Genomic DNA, 20880 nt, shown 5'->3' with positions numbered 1-20880 from the left:
AAGCTTGTTGAGCATACAGGAGACGCTATGTTTGATATCATAGTCACTTCCTCCTCCCTAACCTACTCTGAGTGGCTACACTAGGGAAGTAGCTGGCAGACTACCCAAAACGCAGCGTCCGCCCCGGAGTCGGGGCAGAAACTGATCACCGGGTAGCTCGTAGTACCGAGAGTGCGGCTGCTCTCTACTCTCCACCGCCCAAACCGTGGGCGGCCCGCCGGAGGCCAGACCACCAGAACAATGGCACACCCACACCCGTGGGAACCGCTCAGCACACCACCGTATATGCGTTACGAGCCGTGCCAACCGCTAAAGAAAAGGAATACGAACTGTGGCAAACCACAACCGTACCCGCCGTACCGTGCGTCAGTCACGTGCCCTCGGCATCGCACTGACCCCCAAGGCAGAAAAGTACCTCGAGCGTCGTCCTTACGGCCCTGGCCAGCACGGCCGCAGCCGCAAGAAGGCTGACTCAAACTACGCCGTACAGCTGCGCGAGAAGCAGCGTCTGCGCGCACAGTACAACATCCGTGAAGCTCAGATGCGCCGCGCCTACCTCGAAGCTAAGCGCATCGAAGGTCAGACCGGTAAGAACCTGGTCGAGATCCTCGAAACCCGCCTCGACGCTCTCGTCCTGCGCTCAGGTTTCGCTCGCACCATCGCACAGGCACGTCAGCTCGTCGTCCACCGCCACATCATGGTAGACGGCATCCGCGTTGACCGCCCCTCCTTCCGCGTCAAGCCCGGCCAGCTCATCCACGTTCACCCCAAGTCAGAGAAGATGGCACCCTTCCAGGTTGCAGCCACCGGTGCACACCAGGACGTTCTGCCCGACACCCCTGCCTACCTGAACGTAGAGATCGAGAAGCTCCATGCAAAGCTCGAGCGCGCACCCAAGCGTGAAGAAATCCCCGTGACCTGCGAAGAGCAGCTCGTGGTTGAATACTACTCACGCCTGGCCTAATCACGCCAAGCTTAACCAGCCCGCCCACCTGCACCCACACGGAGCAGGGGAGCGGGCTGGCTCCTTAATGCCGTGTAAAGTAAGATTGTTATCAAATCGTGTCCTTTAACAGCCGGGTGACTCGGCAGAAAGCAGGAAAGCCGTGAGCGGAGCAGATATCGCGGGCCTCATCGCCGCAGGCGTATTCGCCATCCTGGTAGCCCTGCTAGCCCTACCCATCATCAAACTCGGCAAGGTCTTCGACGAACTTACCGCAACCATTCGGTCCCTCAATAATGAGACCACCCCGCTGATCGGCGAAGTCACCAAGACTGTGGCCAGCACTAACGCCCAGATTGAAAAAGTCGATAGCATCACCAGCAACGTTTCGGACGCCTCAGCTAACGTATCTGCCCTCTCTTCTCTGGTTACTTCCACAGTAGGTCAGCCCCTGATCAAGGTGGCAGCCTTCTCCCACGGCATCCGCAAGGCTGTAAAGGGGGACGGCGGTACGCCAGCAGGTTCACACCAGGCAGCACCCCGAACCGAAAGCCAGGGCTACACCGGCACCTCACCCGAAGGTCACTAAATGGGACTGCTTAAAAATCTACTCCTTATCGCAGGTGGAGCTGCCGCAGGCTATCTAGCCACTCGATCCACTAGCGCAGCACCGGCGTCCACTGATTTAGAGGTTTCAACGAACCGCCCCCTGCAAAAGATCACCGCACAAGGTAGCACCATGGCTCAATTCTTTGACTCTAAATACGGCGCCCCCTTTAAAGGTGCCGCCCTCAAAGCGATGAGCTTCGCGGCAACGGTCAAAGCCGGCATGGACGAAAAAGAAGCAGAGCTTAAAGACCGCTTCGACACCCAGACCAAGGACGCCCGCCCCGGCTCCCTCGACACCTGGCAGCAGGGGAGTGGTCGTCACCAGCTTGCAAACGACCAGGTCATCGAATCTGAAGCCCTGCCACCGGCCGGTAGCCTGGCAGAGCGAGAAGCTGACATTAGACGGCGCCTAGAGCGCGATGCCGATCTCGGCAAAGACTTTTTCGCATAAGCGAACCACCCCAAGATTTACTACCAACCGAAGGAAGAAAGCCTCGATGCTCTCACAGGAAATCTCAAAGCGCTGGATCGAATTCTTCGAAAAGCGCGGGCACACTGTAGTACCCTCTGCGTCACTGGTCTCACACGAGCCCGGCGCCATGTTCACCATCGCGGGTATGGTCCCCTTCATCCCTTACTTCCTGGGCCGCGAGACCCCCAAGTTCTCCCGCGCAGTGAGCGTGCAGAAGTGCATCCGTACCCTGGACATCGACGAGGTTGGCAAGACCGCCCGCCACGGCACCTTCTTCCAGATGGCCGGTAACTTCTCCTTCGGCGACTACTTCAAAAAGGAAGTTATCCCCTGGGCCTACGAGCTGCTCACCTCATCCATCGAAGACGGCGGCTACGGCCTGGACCCCGACCGCCTGTGGGTCACCGTGTACGAGGGCGACGACGAAGCCTACGACATCTGGGTCAATGACGTGAAGTTCCCCGCCGAGCGTATCCAGAAGATGGGCATTGCCGAGAACTACTGGTCCACCGGTCAGCCCGGCCCCGCAGGCCCCGACTCTGAAATCTTCTACGATCGTGGCCCCGAGTACGGTAAGGAAGGCGGCCCCGCAGCCGACGACGACCGCTACATCGAAATCTGGAACCTGGTCTTCATGCAGTACCAGCGTGGTGAGGGCACCGGCAAGGACAGCTTCGAGATTCTTGGCGACCTGCCCAAGAAGAACATCGATACCGGCCTGGGCGTAGAACGCCTGGCCATGCTCCTGCAGGGTGTTGAGAACTTCTACGAGACCGACCAGGTACGCCCCGTCCTCGACGCCGCAGCTAAGCTCTCCGGTAAGAAGTACCACGGCTCTGAAAACGCTAATGACGAGGGCTACGAGGACGACGTCCGCATGCGCGTGGTGGCCGACCACATCCGCTCATCCCTCATGCTCATTGCTGACGGCGTCACCCCCTCAAATGAGGGCCGCGGCTACATCCTGCGCCGCCTCATGCGCCGCGCTATCCGCGCCATGCGTCTGCTGGGCGTGACCGATCCCTGCCTGCCTGTCCTTTTCCCCGCCTCTAAGGACGCCATGGCCGGCGCCTACCCCTACGTAGCCGACGACTTCGAGCGCATCTCCCGTATCGCCTACGCCGAAGAAAAGGCCTTCCTTAAGACCATCGAGTCAGGCACCACCCGCCTGGAAGAGGCTGTTGCCTCCGCCAAGGCTGCCGGTAAGGGAGAAGTCTCAGGCACAGATGCCTTTGCCCTGCACGATACCTACGGTTTCCCCATCGACCTGACCCTCGAAATGGCTGAAGAAGCCGGTGTGAAGGTCGACGAAGCCCAGTTCCGTGCCCTCATGGAAGAGCAGCGCCACCGTGCCCAGGCCGACGCTAAGGCCAAGAAGGGCGGCATGGCCGACCTCTCTGTCTTCCGTGAGCTGGCTGATGAACGCGGCTCTATTTTCACCGGTTACAACGAACTGCGGACCGAAACCACCCTGCGCGCCATCCTGGTCGACGGTGTTTCTGTACCCGCGGCGTCCGCAGGTCAGAAGGTTGAAATCGTACTCGACGAAACCCCCTTCTACGCAGAAGCAGGTGGCCAGGCAGCTGATACCGGCGTGATCACCGGTAACGGTTTCACCATTGACGTTTCAGATGTGCAGCAGCCCGTCAAGGGTCTCTCTGTACACCGCGCAGTTGTGCGCGAGGGCGAGGTTGCTGCAGGCACCCCCGTTATTGCCCAGGTTGATGTACAGCGCCGCCAGGACGGCGAAAAGGCTCACTCGGGCACCCACATCATCCACGCAGCCCTGCACCAGGTGCTCGGTAACGAAGCAACCCAGCGCGGTTCCTTCAACAAGGAAGGCTACCTGCGTTTCGACTTCGCCTGGAGTGAGGGTCTCTCTGACGCTGCTAAGCAGGAAGTCGAAGAGGTAGCTAACACCGCTATCCGTGACAACTTCCAGACCATTACCCGCGAGATGCCCCTGGAGGAAGCTAAGAAGCTCGGCGCAATGAGCCTCTTCGGCGAAAAGTACGGCGACACCGTACGTGTGGTTGAGATGGGCGGCGACTTCTCCCGCGAACTCTGCGGCGGTACCCACGTTGGTTCAACCGCTCAGATCGGCTCCCTAACCTTGCTCACCGAGCAGTCTGTCGGTTCAGGTAACCGTCGCGTCGAAGCTCTTGTCGGTCTGGACTCCTTCAACCACCTGGCTGCCGAGCGCACCCTGGTCAATCAGCTGACCGGTTTGATGAAGGTGCAGTCCTCCACCGAACTGCCCGAGAAGATTAACCAGACCCTGACCAAGCTCAAGGAAGCCGAGAAGGAACTGGCAAAGCTTCGCAAGGAAAAGCTGCAGGCTGAGGCCGGTAAGCTGACCGAAACTGCCCAGATGGTGGGCTCCGTCCGCACCCTTCTGCACAACGCAGGGGAACTGGACGCCAACGGCGTGCGCGAACTGGCCCTTGACCTGCGCTCTCGCCTGGGTGAAGAGGCCGCTACCGTAGCCGTAGCAGGTGTGAACAATGGTCGTCCCGTTATTCTGGTTGCCACCAACCAGGCTGCCCGCGATGCTGGTATCAAAGCGGGGGCCCTCGTCCGCGTCGCTGCCGGTGTGCTCGGCGGTGGCGGTGGCGGTAAGGACGACGTCGCCCAGGGCGGTGGCCAGGACGCCACCAAGATCGACGAAGCTTTCACCGCTATCCGATCCACCATTTCAGAGCTGGGGGCCTAACCCAGTGACCTTCACCAGAGGCCGCCGTATGGGAGTCGACGTGGGTAATGCCCGCGTCGGCCTAGCCCTGTGCGACCCCGACGGCATACTCGCAACTCCCCTCAAAACCCTACGCCGCGATTTGAAAAAGAACTCTGACCGGCGGGTCCTTCGTAAACTCATTGAAGTTAACGAAGTGACCGAAGTATTTGTGGGGCTACCGAAGACCATGCGCGGGGGAGAGAGCCCCTCAACCCTCATGGCCCGCGAGTATGCCGAGGCCCTGGTGCAGGAACTAGCCGCTGACGATGCTTCCGTGCCCGTGTGGCTGGTCGATGAGCGACTCACTACCGTGAGCGCCCACCGGTCCCTGCACGAGGCAGGTGTGTCGAGCAGAGACTTTAAAAACATGGTCGATCAGGTAGCTGCCGTCAATATCCTGCAGCATGCTGTCGACACCCTCAAGGCCGGCCAGCACCTGGCCGGCTACCGCCTTGAGCTCACTGCCCCTCACGGTGAGCTTGATTCCAGCACCTCCAACGACGAAACGGAGAACCCGAATGTCTGAGAACTCGAGTTCTAGCCGCCCGCCGCGCCGCCACACCAAGAACCAGCAGACCGACCTGGACGGCCTGCTGGCCTCCACCGAAGACGGAGCTAACGGTGGGTTCTTCACCGCCGTTGAAGAAGAATACACTAAGGACGATCGAGACCGCACCCGCCGTCGCTCCCGCAACTTTGTTATCTCAGCTGCTCTAGTTTTTGCTGTTGCACTCGTTCTGGTTGTCTCCATTCTTGCCCCCAAGTTTGGCTGGTTCGAGCGAAAAGACTTTGCCGGTGAAGGGAACGGCACCGAAGTTACCTTCACAATCCCCGAGGGTGCATCGGCTATAGGTATTGCTAACTCTCTGGAAGAGCAGGGCATTATTGCTAACGCCGACCGTTTCTTGCAGGAATACGCTGAAAACGGCCAGGACCAGTTCTTCCAGCCCGGTGAGTACACGTTGCAGGAAGAAATGAGCAGTGCCTCAGCCTTGAGCGAGCTGCTACGTTTTGACGAGGCCAACACCAACTATGTGGCGGTAGCCCGTACCTGGCGTATGGATAAAACTTTTGAAGCTCTGGCTACCGGTACCGGTATCAGCGCCCAGGAATTCAAGGCTCTTTCCACCGACCCCACCCGCTTCGGCATCCCGTCTACGTTCCCCACCATTGAGGGCTTCCTCTTCCCCGGCGAATACCGCTTCCCCAAGGACGCCGGTGCCGAGGAAATCCTGCAAATGATGGTTGATAACACCTTCAAGGCCCTCGAAGAGGCCGGTGTTTCAGGCGACGACGAGATTTTCCATGTGATTACCGTTGGCTCGATTCTTGAATTCGAAGGCCGAGAGGCTGACTACTACCCGATTGCCGGTGCCATTGAAAACCGTCTGAACAACCCCGACGGTGAGACCAGCGGCTTCCTGCAGTCCGATGCAACCGTAGCCTACGGCTTAGGTATTCAGAGCTACCATATCTCTACCGAGCAGAAGCAGGACGCCAGCAACAAGTACAACACCTTCTACTACAAGGGTCTGCCTGTGGGCCCCATCGGGTCACCGGGGCAGGCTGCTATCGAGGCTGCCGCTAACCCCGAAAAGAATGATTATTACTTCTGGGTCACTGTTGACCTCTTTACCGGTGAAACCCTCTTTGCAGAGACCTATGAAGAGCACCTGAAGAACGTGGAAGTCTACGATGAATTCTGTGAAGCTCATGAAGGCGTTTGCTCCTAATGAGTAGACACGAAACCGGCTGCCCCAAGGCTTTTGTCTTGGGGCACCCCATTAAGCACAGCAAGTCGCCTCTGCTGCACCGGGCAGCCTACCGGGCTCTCGGCGTCGATATGGACTATGAGCGGCTGGATACCCGTGAGGACCAGCTGGCCGACGTATTTGCCCTCCATACCCCCGAGCATGGCACCCGCGGCTTTTCTGTCACCATGCCGCTGAAATCAGCGGTCAAAGAGCACCTGGATTACCTGACCCCGTTTGCCCAAGCGGTCGGTGTGGTTAACACCGTCTACTGGCGGCACGATGTTGATGGCCGGTTGGCCTCCTGGGGCGATAACACCGATGTGTCTGGCATCGTCAATGCTCTGCGCCAGGCGGGCTTGGTCGGGAACCCCCAGCGGGCTGCCATCATCGGTGGCGGTGGTACCGCAACCGCCGCCCTCGCTGCCCTGAGCGCGATGGGGGCGGAGGGCGTCCGCGTTTTTGTGCGAGATGCTAGCCGGGCTCAGGGGGTTGCGGACGCCGCCACCCGGTTGGGCCTGAACCTTGATTTTTCTCCCATCGACAGCTTTGCTCGAAGCTACGCAGAGTTTGATGTGACGATCTGTACCCTGCCTGCTGGAGCCGCAGACCAGCTATTGGCTACCGCTAACCGAGGTAGGTCAGCTGGCTATCTGCTCGATGTCTCCTACGACCCCTGGCCCTCGGTGCTCGCAGGGGAGTGGGAGTCCCGAGGTGGCACAGTGACCAGCGGACTTGAGATGCTGATGTACCAGGCGGTAGACCAGGTCAAGCTGTTTACCGGTCACGATAGGAGCCACCCCCTGCCCCGGCAGAAAGAAGTACTGGCCGCTATGCGTCAGGCCGTAGGGCTACCAATCACAGGTTTTGAACCCGAATCAGTGAACGAGTTAACCTGGCTCACACGCTGAGACTACTCATACCGCATCGTGAAGTAGCGGTTTGCTATCGACCGCTATTTTTGGAAATCTTAGAACACAAGACCCACAGCTACAGGTAAAGAAGGTTAGAGATGCTGCGTTGGCTGACAGCCGGTGAATCCCACGGCGAAGCCCTGGTAGGAATTATTGAAGGCGTACCGGCAGATGTTGAACTTACCAGCGAAATGGTTCGCGACGCTCTAGCCCGTCGCCGCCTGGGCTACGGCCGCGGTGCCCGCATGAAGTTCGAAGAAGACCGCGTCCGCATCCTCGGCGGTGTGCGCCACGGTAAAACCCAGGGCGGCCCCGTAGCCATCGAAATTGCCAATACCGAATGGCCCAAGTGGGTTGACGTTATGTCTTCAGACCCCGTTGACCCCGCACTGATTGAAGGGCGCGCCCGCAACGCGGCTCTCACCCGTCCGCGCCCCGGCCACGCAGACTTCGCCGGTATGCAGAAGTACGGCTTCGACGAGTCTCGCCCCGTTCTTGAACGCGCCAGCGCCCGCGAAACCGCAACCCGGGTGGCCCTCGGTGTTGTGGCTGCCCAGATTCTCAAGGCTCTCGGCGTGGAGCTGGTCAGCCACACCACCGCTATCGCCGAGGTGGCAGCCCCTGCCGACGCCCCGCGTCCTACCCCCCGCGATGTGGCAGCCCTCGATGTCGACCCCCTGCGCTGCTTTGACGCCACGACCTCTGAAGCCATGGTTGCAACTGTCGATAAGGCTCATAAGGACGGCGAAACCCTGGGCGGCGTGGTAGAAGTTCTGGCCTACGGTCTTCCCCCGGGACTCGGCTCCTACGTGCACTGGGATCGCCGCCTCGATGCCCGCCTGGCTGCAGCCCTCATGGGCATTCAGGCCATTAAGGGCGTAGAAGTAGGCGACGGCTTCGAAACCGCAAAGCGCCCCGGCACCCGCGCCCACGACGAAATCGTACCCGGTGAGCACGGCGTCCAGCGCGTCTCAAACCGCGCAGGCGGTATCGAAGGTGGCATGACCATCGGTGACCTGCTTCGTGTACGCGCTGCCATGAAGCCCATCGCCACCGTGCCCAAGGCACTGGCCACCATCGACACCTCCACCGGTGAAGTTGCCCGCGCTCACCACCAGCGCTCAGACGTCTGTGCTGTGCCCGCAGCCGGCGTCGTAGCAGAAGCCATGGTCGCCCTGGTGCTGGCAGAAGCAGCCCTCGAAAAGTTCGGCGGCGACTCCATCACCGAAACCCGCCGCAACATGGACTCCTACCTGGCAGCTATCCCCGAATCCCTGGCCTGGGAATCCAATGTAGCAGGGTGGGACGCCTAACCATGACCCCCCGATCACGTGACCACGCGATCGACATGACCGAGGTGCTCGCACCCAACCAGGTGCGCGAGGTGCAAGAAACCTATATCGAAAAATCCCGCCCGGTCGTGATCATCGGCCCTATGGCTGCGGGCAAGTCGTATATAGGCACGCACCTCGCGCGCTTCTACGGCTACGAGTTCCTCGACTCTGACCACCTCATCGTCGAAAAATACGGTGAGGTGTCACAAATCTTTGCCGACTACGGCGAAGCTGAGTTCCGCCGTATCGAGGCCGATGTTATTCGCGAAGTACTAGCCTCACCAGCCCGGCGCAACACCATCTTCTCCCTGGGTGGGGGAGCGCCCATGACGCCGGAGGTAGCCGACGTCCTCAAAGATGAAACCGTTATCTACATCAAGGTTGACGCCGAAACCGTAGCCCCGCGCATCCAAAACAGCAAAACCCGGCCCCTGCTCCAGCCCAACCCGGTGCAAAAATGGACCGAAATATTTGAGGCCCGGCGGGACCGCTACGAAGAGCTCGCCAGCTACACCCTGGACGCCTGCGGAGGCCGGGGAATAGCCGACATGGCAGCAGAAATTCAGAACTTCATCATTAAGAACCGAAAGGGTCAAGCGTGAGCGACCAGGCCACCACCGTCATACCCGTCACCGGCACCCAGCCTTCAGAAAACTACGACGTTTACGTAGGCCACAACCTGCTCGGTACAATCCCCGAGATCCTGGGCAACCGTACTCAGCGCATTCTCGTCATCCACCCCCGAGCCTTGCGCTCCACCGGTGAGCTGGTGATGGAGCAGATGCGTACAGCGGGTTTTGAGGCCTACTCGGCTGAAATTCCGGACGCCGAAGAGGGCAAGCACATCCAGGTCGCCGCTTTCTGCTGGCAGGTACTGGGCCAAAACGACTTCACTCGCACCGACGCAATTATTTCCGTAGGTGGCGGCGCCGTCACCGATCTTGCTGGCTTTGTGGCAGCGACCTGGCTGCGCGGCGTCCGCGTCATCCACATCCCCACCACCCTGCTGGGCATGGTGGACGCCGCAGTCGGCGGCAAGACCGGCATCAACACCGCAGAGGGCAAGAACCTGGTGGGGGCCTTCCACCCGCCCGCAGCCGTCCTCTGCGAACTGGGAGTGCTGCGCACCCTGCCGCAGCACGAGCTGCTCACCGGTATGGCCGAAGTGATTAAGTGCGGCTTCATCGCAGACCCGACGATTCTCGACCTGATTGAAGCGAACCCCGGCAAGATTCGGGACTCCCAGTCTGAGGTAGTGCGAGAGCTCATCGAGCGCTCCATTCGGGTTAAGGCTGAGGTGGTGTCTGAAGACCTGAAGGAGTCGGGCCGCCGCGAATTCCTGAACTACGGTCATACCCTGGGCCACGCCATCGAACACGCAGAACGCTACCAGTGGCGCCACGGTGCTGCCGTAGCAGTAGGTATGGTCTTCGCCGCAGAACTGTCCCTCGCCGCTGGCTACCTTGATGAGGCAACCGTTGAGCGAACCCGCGCCATCTGCACCGCCCTCGACCTACCCACCACCTACCCGGCAGACCGCTGGCCCAAGCTGCTTGAAACCATGCGCCGCGACAAGAAGGCCCGCGGCAACATGCTGCGCTTCGTCGTTCTGGAGAGCCTGGGCAAGCCCCGTATCTATGAGGTGCCTGACGACTCGATCCTGTTTATGACCTACCAGGAAATCGCCGCCTAACCAGTAGGGACCAGATTACTCCCAAAGTACTTCACCCCGTGACATACCATTGAGAGTAATCTGGTCCCTCTGTATAAAGCTGGTCCCTAATATCTCGTGTGAGTCTCACCAAGAAACTCCTCAAACCCGCAGAGCACACGGTAGACTGGTCTACGGTTTACCCCGCAACGCTTATTGAAAATTTCAGTTTAGAGGAGAGTCTGTTGGCTACTACCGCAGATATCAAGAACGGTGTCGTTCTCAAGATTGACGGCAACCTCTGGTCCGTCATCGAATTCCAGCACGTCAAGCCCGGCAAGGGTGGCGCTTTCGTCCGTACCAAGCTGCGCAACGTCACCTCAGGCAAGGTAGTTGATAAGACCTTCAACGCCGGCGCCAAGGTTGAGACCGCAACCGTCGACCGCTCCGACTACCAGTACCTCTACCAGGACGGCACCGACTACGTCTTCATGGATATGAAGACCTACGACCAGATCAACGTATCAGAGGTCACCGTTGGCGACGCCGCCAAGTTCATGCTCGAAAACCAGACCGCAACCATCGCCATGCACGAAGGTTCACCCCTCTACATCGAGCTTCCCGCCTCAGTCGTCCTCGAAATCACCTACACCGAGCCCGGCCTGCAGGGTGACCGCTCCACCGGCGGCACCAAGCCCGCAACCGTTGAGACCGGCGCCGAGATTCAGGTGCCCCTCTTCCTCGAAACCGGCACCAAGGTCAAGGTCGACACCCGCACCGGTGACTACCTCGGCCGCGTCAACGACTAAGTACCGTGAATTCAAGAACCAAAGCTAGACTTCGCGCCCTCGAAGTCCTGTTTGAGGCCGATCAGCGTGGCGATGACGTCATTGACGTTTTGATTCGTCGCCGCACCTACACCTCAGCGCAGATTTCTCTCTACTCCGAGCAGATTGTTCGTGGCGTGCGTGACCACGACGAAGAGATTCGCGAGTACATCGAAACCTACGCCCAGGACTGGACTATGGACCGCATGCCCAGCGTGGATCGCGTGGCCCTGCGGCTCGGCGCTTGGGAGCTCCTCTTCAACGATGAGATTCCCGATGCCGTAGCTATCTCGGAGGCTACCGGCCTGGTTCGCCTGCTGTCGACTGACGATTCACCCAAGTTTGTGAATGGCCTGCTCGACCGCCTGCGCCAGGTGAAGCCCACCCTGCTGGCCTAGGCCTATAGGTACCGTTTAAATCAGAAAAACCCACCTCATTGGTGGGTTTTTCTGATTTAAACGGTACCTACTGAAATCTGTCTCAAATTTAGCCGCCGTGAGGGCGGACGTGATACATTGAGGTGTGACAGCAACCTTTAAGTCCGTCCTGTGAGGCGGGGAAGGAGGCCGGCACATGACCGATACCACCGGTGTACCCACCGACGTATCTGCAGGAGCCCACCGGGTCATCCTGGAGTCAGCCGACATTGAGCGAGCTCTTACTCGCATCGCCCACGAAATTCTTGAAGCCAACAAGGGTAGCGAGAACCTGGTTCTCCTGGGTATTCCGCGCCGAGGCTTCCCCCTAGCCCAGCGTCTGGCCGATAAAATTGCCCAGACCGATTCTGACTTCAACCCCGCTTTTTCTTTAGGGCAGCTCGACATCACCATGTACCGTGATGACCTGCTTTCAAAACCGGGGCGGACGCCTGAGCCCACCCACCTGCCCGCAGCGGGGATTGAGGGGCGCACCGTCGTCCTCGTTGACGATGTACTTTTTTCAGGGCGCACTATCCGCGCCGCCCTCGATGCCCTCAAGGACTACGGCCGCCCCGACGCCGTCCGCCTCGCTGTGCTGGTTGACCGCGGCCACCGCCAGCTCCCCATCCGCGCAGATCACGTGGGAAAGAACCTTCCCACCAGCACCCATGAATCGGTTAAGGTGCTGCTCTCATCCATCGACGGTGAGGACGACAAGGTAATTATTTCCCAGCCCGCCCACTCCACCACCTCAGCCCAGGAAGGAGGGGAGTAGCCGTGCGTCACCTGCTCGATACCAAGGATCTCTCCCTTGACGACGCCCTCAACATTCTCGATACCGCCGACTACATGGGCGAGGTCGGCCAGCGCGAAGTCAAGAAACTCCCCGTGCTCCAGGGGCGCACCGTGGTCAACCTCTTCTTTGAAGACTCGACCCGCACCCGCCTGTCCTTCGAAGCTGCCGAAAAGCGCCTATCTGCCGACATCATCAACTTCTCGGCCAAGGGCTCATCTGTCTCTAAGGGGGAGTCGCTCAAAGACACCGCCCAGACCCTGGCAGCTATCAACGCCGACGCCGTGGTGATTCGCCACAGCGCATCGGGTGCCCCCCAGCGTCTGGCTGAAGCCGGCTGGATTGACGTGCCGGTGCTCAACGCCGGTGACGGCACCCATGCCCACCCCACCCAGGCCCTGCTGGACGCCATGACCCTGCGCCAGTTCAAGGCCCAGGTTGAGGGGGTAACAACCCGCGGCCTTACCCTAGAGGGTCTGCGAGTAGCGATTGTGGGCGATATCCTGCACTCCCGTGTGGCCCGCTCCAACCTCTGGCTGCTTCACACTCTGGGAGCAACCGTCAAGTTCGTTGCCCCGCCCACCCTGCTCCCGGTAGATATCGAAAGCTGGCCGGCAGAGATTTACTACAACCTCGACGATGCTATCGAGTCGGGAGTTGACGCGGTGATGATGCTGCGTATCCAGAAAGAACGCATGAACGCGGCCTTCTTCCCCTCATCCGAAGAATACTCCCGCCTGTGGGGTCTCACCCCCGAGCGCTTTGCCCGCCTTGACGCGTCCGCCCACGAAACCGCTATCCTGCACCCCGGCCCCATGAACCGCGGCCTCGAAATCTGCGCCGAAGCAGCAGACTCACCCCGCTCCTGGGTGCTGCGCCAGGTCACCAATGGTGTGTCTGTACGCATGGCGGTACTCTACCTGCTTATGACCGGCGGCTCCGCCAACGACTTCTACCCCGGCTCCTAAGCCCTGGACGAAAGAGAAACAATGACTGAATCTGTTTACCTCATCAAGGGCGCCTCACTGCTAGGTGAGAAAACCGCCGATATTTTGATCAAGGACGGCCTCATCGCTGAAATTGGTGAAAACCTTGCAGACGCCGACGCCCAGGTCGTCGAGGCCCAGGGGCTTATCGCCCTGCCCGGCCTGGTCGACCTGCACACCCACCTGCGTGAACCGGGCCAGGAAGACGCCGAAACCGTCGAAACCGGCACCCGTGCCGCAGCCCTGGGCGGCTACACCGCCGTCTTCGCCATGGCTAACTCCAACCCTGTTGCCGATACTGCCGGTGTGGTGGAGCAGGTCTACGAGCTGGGTAAGAATTCCGGCTGGGTCAAGGTTCAGCCCATTGGTGCTGTTACCGTGGGCCTGGCAGGGGAGCGCCTCTCAGATATCGGGGCCATGGCTGAATCCCGCGCCCAGGTGCGCGTCTTCTCAGACGACGGCATGTGCGTCTGGGACCCGGCCCTGATGCGTCGAGCCCTGGAATACGTCAAGACCTTCAACGGCGTCATCGCCCAGCACGCCCAGGAACCCCGCCTGACCGAAGGTGCCCAGATGAATGAGGGCAAGGTGTCAGCAGAACTGGGTCTGGCTGGCTGGCCCGCTGTTGCTGAAGAATCCATCATCGCCCGTGACGTGCTGCTGGCTGAACATGTTGGCTCCCGCCTGCACATCTGCCACCTGTCAACCAAGGGTTCCGTTGAAATCGTGCGCTGGGCTAAGGAACGCGGCATCAAGGTAACCGCCGAGGTCACCCCCCACCACCTGCTACTGACCGACGAGCTGGTGCGCACCTACGACCCCGTCTACAAGGTCAACCCGCCCCTGCGCACCGAAGAGGACGTACTGGCTCTGCGTCAGGCAGTTGCCGATGGCATCATCGATATCATTGGCACCGACCACGCACCCCACCCCGCCGAGTCCAAGGACTGCGAGTGGGCTTGCGCCGCCAACGGTATGACCGGCCTGGAACAGGCCCTATCTATCATCCAGAAGACCCTAGTTGATACCGGCTACATTACCTGGGCCGATGTTGCCCGTATCATGAGCACCAAGCCCGCCGAAATCGGCCTCGCAGCCGACCAGGGGCGTCCGCTCGAAGCGGGGGAGCCCGCCCACCTGGTGCTGGTCGACCCCGCCGCAACCCGCGTCATCGACCCCGCCGCCCAGGCCACCAAGGGCAAAAACAACCCCTACCGGGACCTGGAAGTGCCCGGCGCGGTCGTAGCCACCTTCTTCGGCGGTCACCCCACCGTTCTCGACGGTGCACTGAACACCCCGTCCGCTAAGTAACCCGCTAGGAGAGTGCCCGTGTCTGACAAGCTAATTCCCACCCTGATCCTGGCCCTTGTTGCCGCCCTCATCTTCTGGGCTATGTGGCAGGGCTGGAAGAGTAGGAAGCAGCGTCAGGTTCACACCGGCACCCTGCTCGATGTGCCTGAGCGCTACGACGACGCCGAATCCCTACTTGCGGTACCCGGCACCTACGTTGCCACTACCGTCATGGGGGACTGGCTCGACCGTATCGCCACCAACACCCTGGGCGTGAAATCAACCGGTGTCTTCTTCGTCTACGAGGACGCCGTCATCATCATGCGCAACGGCTCCCAAGATATCTGGATTCCCGCCAGCGACATTATCGGTGTGCGCACCGAAGCCGGTATGAACGGTAAGTTCGTCGAGAAGGACGGCCTGGCCGTCCTCTCCTGGTCACTCAACGGCAATCCCGTCGATACCGGCTTCCGCACCCGCTATGCGGCTGATAAAAAATCAATCCTCGATGCTGTTGCAGCTATCGCACCCCAGGCAACCGTCGGCCACGACACCCTGGCCCGCCCCTAAGTTTCCACCTGCTCATTGCAGGTGACTACACCAACCAACAGGAAGTGTGTGAATGTCCCACCCAGCACCCACCCCACGTGCAGCAGTACTCGTCCTTGAAGACGGTACCTTCTACCGCGGCGAAAGCTACGGCGCCACCGGCAAGACCCTTGGCGAAGCGGTCTTCTCAACCGGCATGACCGGCTACCAGGAAACCCTGACCGACCCCTCCTACGCGGGGCAGATCGTGGTTCAGACCGCACCCCATATCGGCAACACCGGCGTTAACACCGAGGACGCCGAATCCCGCAAAATCTGGGTTGCGGGCTACGCCGTGCGCGACGCCGCCCGCCGCCCCTCTAACTGGCGCTCAGAGCGTTCCCTCGACGAGGAGCTGGTAGAGCAGGGAATCGTCGGCATCCAGGGCATCGACACCCGCGCCCTGACTCGCCACCTGCGTAGTGCCGGTTCCATGCGCGCCGGTATCTTCACCGGTGCAGACGCCGAACTTCCCCTGGCCGATTTGGTTGCCCAGGTGCAGGCAGCAGCTGAGATGAAGGGCCAGAAATTGGCTGACTCCGTTTCTATCGAAGAGACCTACATCGTAGAACCCGCTGACCAGGGCTGGGACGGCGACGTCAAGGCTACCCTGGTTGCCGTCGACCTGGGTATCAAGGCAATGACCCCGAAGCGCTTTGCCGAGCGCGGCGTCCGCGTGCACGTGCTGCCCGCCGCCGCCACCCTCGAAGACATTACCGCCCTCAACCCCGACGGTGTCTTCTTCTCCAACGGCCCCGGCGACCCCGCAACAGCGGACGACCAGGTTCAGCTCCTGCAGTCCGTCCTGCGCACCGGAACCCCCTTCTTCGGTATCTGCTTCGGCAACCAGCTGCTGGGCCGCGCGCTGGGCTTTGGCACCTACAAGCTGCCCTTCGGCCACCGCGGTATCAACCAGCCCGTCATGGACCGCACCACCGGCAAGGTAGAAATCACCGCCCAGAACCACGGCTTCGCCGTAGACGCCCCGCTGGACGGCGCCGTCACTGCCCCTAACGAAGAATTCGGCCGAGTCGAGGTCTCCCACGTGGGCCTCAACGACCAGGTGGTCGAAGGCCTCCGCTGCCTCGACATCCCCGCCTTCTCGGTGCAGTACCACCCCGAAGCAGCCGCTGGCCCCCACGACGCTGCCTACCTCTTTGACCGTTTCATCGATCTCATGCTCGAGAAGAAGAACTAAGGACACCGAACCATGCCGAAGCGTAACGATCTCAACTCAATCCTCGTCATCGGTTCTGGCCCGATCGTCATTGGTCAGGCCGCCGAATTCGACTACTCGGGCACCCAGGCCCTGCGCGTTCTCAAAGAAGAAGGCGTGCGCGTCATTCTAGTCAACTCCAACCCGGCCACCATCATGACCGACCCCGAGTTCGCCGACGCCACCTACATCGAACCGATTACCCCCGAGGTCATCGAAAAGATTATTGCCAAGGAAAAGCCTGACGCCATTCTGCCCACCCTCGGTGGCCAGACCGCCCTCAACGCCGCTATCGCCCTCGATGAGCAGGGCATTCTCGATAAGTACGGTGTTGAGCTCATTGGCGCTAACATCGAAGCCATCAACCTGGGCGAAGACCGTGAGGCCTTCAAGGGTGTTGTCGAACGTGCGGGCGGTGAGTCTGCCCGCTCCGTCATCGTGCACACCATGGACGAAGCCCTCGAAGCTGCCAAGGAACTGGGCTACCCCATGGTCGTGCGCCCCTCCTTCACCATGGGCGGCCTGGGCTCGGGCATGGCCTACAACGAAGAAGACCTGCACCGCATCGCAGGTGCCGGTATCCAGTACAGCCCCACCAGCGAGGTTCTTCTCGAAGAATCCATCCTGGGCTGGAAGGAATACGAACTGGAGATGATGCGAGATAAGAACGACAACGTGGTTGTCGTCTGCTCCATCGAAAACTTCGACCCCGTAGGCGTGCACACCGGTGACTCCATCACCGTGGCTCCCGCTCTGACTCTGACAGACCGGGAGTACCAGAAGCTCCGCGATATCGCCATCAACGTGATTCGCGAGGTCGGCGTTGACACCGGCGGCTGTAACATCCAGTTCGCCATCGACCCGGCAACCGGCCGCGTCATCGTCATCGAAATGAACCCCCGCGTGTCTCGCTCGTCCGCCCTGGCGTCTAAGGCAACCGGCTTCCCGATTGCAAAGATCGCCACCAAGCTCTCCCTGGGCTACACCCTGGACGAGATCCCCAACGACATCACCCAGAAGACCCCTGCATCCTTCGAACCCACCCTCGACTACGTCGTGGTCAAGGTTCCCCGCTTTGCCTTCGAGAAGTTCCCGGCAGCAGACCCCACCCTGACAACCACCATGAAGTCGGTGGGCGAGGCCATGGCCCTGGGCCGCAACTTCACCGAAGCCCTGCAGAAGGCCATGCGCTCCATGGAGCAGAAGGGCTCAACCTTCCGCTTCGACAACCCCGAACTCGGTGCGGACGAACTGGCCGCCCTGATTGAGCAGAGCAAGACCGCTACCACCGACCGTATTTTCCAGGTCCAGCGAGCCCTGCTGGCTGGTGCTACCGTCGAGCAGATGTACGATGCAACCGCCATTGACCCCTGGTTCCTCGACCAGCTGGTGCTCCTCAACGAGGTTGCCGCAGAAATTGCCGCCTCTAAGACCCTGGACGAGCGCACCCTGCGCCTGGCCAAGCGTCACGGTTTCTCAGATGCCCAGATTGGTGAGATTCTGGGCATGAACGAGGCAGTAGTGCGCGGTATCCGCCACGCCCTGAACATCCGCCCCGTCTTCAAGACCGTTGATACCTGCGCCGCCGAGTTTGAGGCCTTCACCCCCTACCACTACTCCTCCTACGACCAGGAGGACGAGGTAGCCCACCACGAGAAGCCCTCCATCATGATTCTGGGTTCCGGCCCCAACCGAATCGGCCAGGGTATCGAATTTGACTACTCCTGTGTTCACGCCTCCATGGTGCTGCGTGAAGCTGGCTACGAGACCGTGATGGTCAACTGCAACCCCGAGACCGTATCTACCGACTACGACATCTCAACTCGCCTCTATTTTGAGCCCCTGACCCTAGAAGATGTGCTTGAAATTGTTGAGGCCGAGCGCCGTACCGGTGGCCTGCTGGGCGTCTTCGTTCAGCTCGGCGGTCAGACCCCGCTCAAGCTTGCTCAGGAACTTAAGGCAGCCGGTATCCCGATTCTGGGCACCTCACCCGAGGCTATCGACCTGGCTGAAGACCGCGGCGAATTCTCCCGCGTGCTGGAAGAAGCCGGCCTGATTTCCCCCAAGAATGGCACCGCCTACACCTTCGAGAACGCCAAGAAGATTGCGGACGAAATTGGCTACCCCGTACTGGTGCGCCCCTCCTACGTTCTGGGCGGACGCGGCATGGAGATCGTTTACTCCGAAGCTCAGCTGGCCCGCTACCTGGAGAACGCTACCGAGGTTTCCCCCTCCCAGCCCGCTCTGATCGATAAGTTCCTTGAGGACGCCGTCGAAATCGACGTCGACGCCCTCTTTGACGGTGAAGAGCTTTACCTGGGCGGCGTCATGGAGCACATCGAAGAGGCCGGTATTCACTCGGGCGACTCCGCCTGCACCCTGCCCCCGATCACCCTGGGCCCGGACGTCATCGAGCAGGTCAAGGAGGCAACCTACAAGATTGCCGCTGGCGTGGGCGTACGCGGTCTAATCAACATTCAGTTCGCTGTAGCTTCTGAAATTCTCTACGTGATTGAAGCTAATCCCCGTGCCTCTCGAACCGTTCCCTTCGTTTCGAAGGCAACCGGCGTGCAGATGGCTAAGGCTGCGGCCCTGATTGGTACCGGCAAGACCATTGCAAATCTCAAGGCCGAAGGCCACCTGCCCGCAAACATGGACGGGGCCACCCTGCCCGCCGAAACCGCCATCGCAGTCAAGGAAGCTGTGCTGCCCTTCAGCCGCTTCCGCACCCCCGAGGGCATCGTAGTTGACTCCCTGCTCGGCCCCGAAATGCGCTCAACCGGTGAGGTCATGGGTCTGGATCGCCACTTCGATACCGCCTTCGCTAAGGCTGAGGCGTCTGCCGGTTCTAAGCTGCCGACCGAGGGCAAGGTATTCGTTTCGGTTGCCAACCGTGATAAGCGCAACTCCATCATCTACGTCAAGATGCTGCAACAGCTGGGCTTCGAGATTGTCTCCACCGGCGGTACCGCAGACGTTCTGCGCCGCAACGGTGTTGAGTCCCTGGTGGTTCCCAAGATCGCAGAGACCAAGGACGGGGAGCGTTCCATCGTCGATATGGTGCGCGATGGCGATATTGACCTGATTTTCAACACACCTTCCGGCGGTCAGGCCCGCGGCGATGGCTACGAGATTCGCGCTGCGGCCACCTCGGTAGGCTGCCCCGTGATGACCACCGTCTCTGAATTCGGCGCAGCAGTTCAGGGTATTAACGCCCTGCGCGAATACAGCTGGGATGTGATGAGCCTGCAGGAACACGGCGCCTCCATTGAGGCTGCCCTGAAAGCGCGGGAGGCCTAATGTCACGCGGTTTTGGTGATCGCCTGGCTGCGGCCATGGGGGAGAATGGCCCCCTCTGTGTGGGGATTGATCCCCACCCCTCCCTCCTTGAGGCCTGGGGGCTACCCGATGCGGCGGCGTCCTTGAGCACTTTCGCTACTGCCGTGCTTGAGGCCTGTGGCCCGGTGGCCGCAGCCCTCAAGCCCCAGGTGGCGCTTTTTGAGCGCCACGGCTCTGCGGGTCTTGCCGCTCTAGAGCAACTTCAGCGCGATGCTGCGGACGCCGGTGTGCTGGTGGTTGCGGATGCCAAGCGCGGCGATATCGGCTCGACCATGGCAGCCTATGCGGACGCTTGGCTAGGGGAGACTTCACCGCTGGGTACCGACTCCGTGACCCTGAGCCCCTACCTGGGTTTTGAGTCTCTGCGCCCTGCTCTGGACCTCGCTGACCGCAATAACCGGGGTACCTTCGTTCTGGCACTCACGTCTAACCCCGAGGGTCAGACAGTTCAGCATGTGGGTGGAAGCTCATCGGTGGCATCCCTCATTATTGAGGCAGCTCGTTCTGAGAACGATCAGCGCCAGTGGGAAGCGATGGGTCCCTGCGGTCTGGTGGTAGGAGCGACCGTAGCAGACGCCTTGAAGAAGCTAGAGATTGACCTCTCAACCTTCAACGGCCCTATTCTGGCACCGGGTTTCGGTGCTCAGGGAGCTACGGCCCGTGATCTCTACACCGTATTTTCCGGTATTGAGAGCCAGGTTCTGGTCAATTCAAGCCGCGGTGTGCTGGCTGCTGGTCCGTCCGCTCCTGGGTTGCGACTAGCCGCCGAACAGGCCCGTGACGAGCTTGTAAACGCCCGGTAGCGTCTTTACCAACAAAAAATGGTGGGAATTTGAAACAATTCCCACCATTTTTCTTTAAAAAAGGTTACTGCCGGGTAACTATCTTCCGTAACCGTTTCTGACATGCTATTTTGTAATTGTTGGTTCGCAAATAGATAAGCAACATCCCCCCCCCAAGAGCGAGCGAAGCTGCTCGGTTGCCTGTTTATTCCAGCACACCCCACCCCTTTTG

19 protein-coding genes are annotated in these 20880 nt (G+C 60.4%); all 19 read left to right on the top strand.

Translation table 11 applies throughout. The annotated features are described in order from the left end of the window. Positions 1–331: 331 nt before the first annotated feature. The 19 genes from rpsD (at position 332) to pyrF (ending at position 20669) form a co-directional block, all read left to right on the top strand. Positions 332–964 carry a 30S ribosomal protein S4 gene (gene rpsD, locus ACRCJM_RS09770; protein WP_083091092.1) on the top strand — a complete coding sequence of 211 codons (633 nt, stop codon included), beginning with the start codon at positions 332–334 and terminating at the stop codon, positions 962–964. A gap of 142 nt (positions 965–1106) precedes the next feature. After that, positions 1107–1532 carry a DUF948 domain-containing protein gene (locus ACRCJM_RS09765; RefSeq protein ID WP_237185731.1) on the top strand — a complete coding sequence of 142 codons (426 nt, stop codon included), beginning with the start codon at positions 1107–1109 and terminating at the stop codon, positions 1530–1532. Next, positions 1533–2003, top strand: a complete 471-nt coding sequence (locus tag ACRCJM_RS09760; protein WP_431464758.1) for a peptide chain release factor 4 — start codon at positions 1533–1535, stop codon at positions 2001–2003. A gap of 46 nt (positions 2004–2049) precedes the next feature. Next, positions 2050–4737, top strand: coding sequence for an alanine--tRNA ligase (gene alaS / locus ACRCJM_RS09755; protein WP_431464757.1), 2688 nt, complete (start codon positions 2050–2052; stop codon positions 4735–4737). A gap of 28 nt (positions 4738–4765) precedes the next feature. After that, entirely contained in the window at positions 4766–5284 is a 519-nt protein-coding gene (gene ruvX / locus ACRCJM_RS09750) for a Holliday junction resolvase RuvX (protein WP_237185767.1), read from the top strand. Next, positions 5277–6491 (top strand): endolytic transglycosylase MltG, encoded by a 1215-nt coding sequence (gene mltG / locus ACRCJM_RS09745; protein WP_431464756.1) that lies wholly within the window; start codon positions 5277–5279, stop codon positions 6489–6491. Before ruvX ends, mltG begins: the two co-directional genes overlap by 8 nt. After that, on the top strand, positions 6491–7420 hold the full coding sequence (locus tag ACRCJM_RS09740) for a shikimate dehydrogenase (protein WP_431464755.1): 930 nt from the start codon (positions 6491–6493) through the stop codon (positions 7418–7420). The genes mltG and ACRCJM_RS09740 overlap by 1 nt, the downstream gene beginning before the upstream one ends. 101 nt (positions 7421–7521) lie before the next feature. Continuing rightward, a complete protein-coding gene (gene aroC, locus ACRCJM_RS09735; RefSeq protein ID WP_431464754.1) occupies positions 7522–8736 on the top strand; it encodes a chorismate synthase in 1215 nt (404 codons plus the stop codon). 2 nt (positions 8737–8738) lie between these two features. After that, the gene (locus tag ACRCJM_RS09730) at positions 8739–9359 is read left to right on the top strand and encodes a shikimate kinase (protein WP_431464753.1); all 621 of its coding nucleotides are present in this window, start codon (positions 8739–8741) and stop codon (positions 9357–9359) included. Then, a complete protein-coding gene (aroB, locus tag ACRCJM_RS09725; protein ID WP_237235906.1) occupies positions 9356–10450 on the top strand; it encodes a 3-dehydroquinate synthase in 1095 nt (364 codons plus the stop codon). The genes ACRCJM_RS09730 and aroB overlap by 4 nt, the downstream gene beginning before the upstream one ends. Positions 10451–10653: 203 nt before the next feature. Then, the gene (gene efp, locus ACRCJM_RS09720) at positions 10654–11217 is read left to right on the top strand and encodes an elongation factor P (protein ID WP_237205265.1); all 564 of its coding nucleotides are present in this window, start codon (positions 10654–10656) and stop codon (positions 11215–11217) included. 5 nt (positions 11218–11222) lie between these two features. Next, entirely contained in the window at positions 11223–11633 is a 411-nt protein-coding gene (gene nusB / locus ACRCJM_RS09715) for a transcription antitermination factor NusB (RefSeq protein WP_135012288.1), read from the top strand. A gap of 175 nt (positions 11634–11808) precedes the next feature. Beyond that, entirely contained in the window at positions 11809–12429 is a 621-nt protein-coding gene (pyrR, locus tag ACRCJM_RS09710) for a bifunctional pyr operon transcriptional regulator/uracil phosphoribosyltransferase PyrR (RefSeq protein ID WP_431464752.1), read from the top strand. Between the two features lie 2 nt (positions 12430–12431). Further along, positions 12432–13415 (top strand): aspartate carbamoyltransferase catalytic subunit, encoded by a 984-nt coding sequence (locus ACRCJM_RS09705; protein WP_431464751.1) that lies wholly within the window; start codon positions 12432–12434, stop codon positions 13413–13415. 21 nt (positions 13416–13436) lie between these two features. Next, positions 13437–14744 carry a dihydroorotase gene (locus tag ACRCJM_RS09700; RefSeq protein ID WP_431464750.1) on the top strand — a complete coding sequence of 436 codons (1308 nt, stop codon included), beginning with the start codon at positions 13437–13439 and terminating at the stop codon, positions 14742–14744. 18 nt (positions 14745–14762) lie between these two features. Beyond that, positions 14763–15293: a hypothetical protein gene (locus ACRCJM_RS09695; RefSeq protein WP_237185719.1), complete on the top strand. Its 531-nt coding sequence runs from the start codon at positions 14763–14765 to the stop codon at positions 15291–15293. A 52-nt stretch (positions 15294–15345) separates the two neighbouring features. Then, on the top strand, positions 15346–16509 hold the full coding sequence (gene carA, locus ACRCJM_RS09690) for a glutamine-hydrolyzing carbamoyl-phosphate synthase small subunit (protein ID WP_431464749.1): 1164 nt from the start codon (positions 15346–15348) through the stop codon (positions 16507–16509). A gap of 12 nt (positions 16510–16521) precedes the next feature. Next, on the top strand, positions 16522–19827 hold the full coding sequence (gene carB, locus ACRCJM_RS09685; RefSeq protein ID WP_431464748.1) for a carbamoyl-phosphate synthase large subunit: 3306 nt from the start codon (positions 16522–16524) through the stop codon (positions 19825–19827). After that, entirely contained in the window at positions 19827–20669 is an 843-nt protein-coding gene (gene pyrF / locus ACRCJM_RS09680) for an orotidine-5'-phosphate decarboxylase (protein WP_431464747.1), read from the top strand. Before carB ends, pyrF begins: the two co-directional genes overlap by 1 nt. Positions 20670–20880 lie beyond the last annotated feature (211 nt).

It is taken from the genome of Rothia sp. L_38, from assembly GCF_050689125.1.
Lineage (GTDB): Bacteria > Actinomycetota > Actinomycetes > Actinomycetales > Micrococcaceae > Rothia.
Note: the sequence above shows the minus strand (reverse complement) of the source record. Positions and strands in the feature narration are given on the sequence as shown.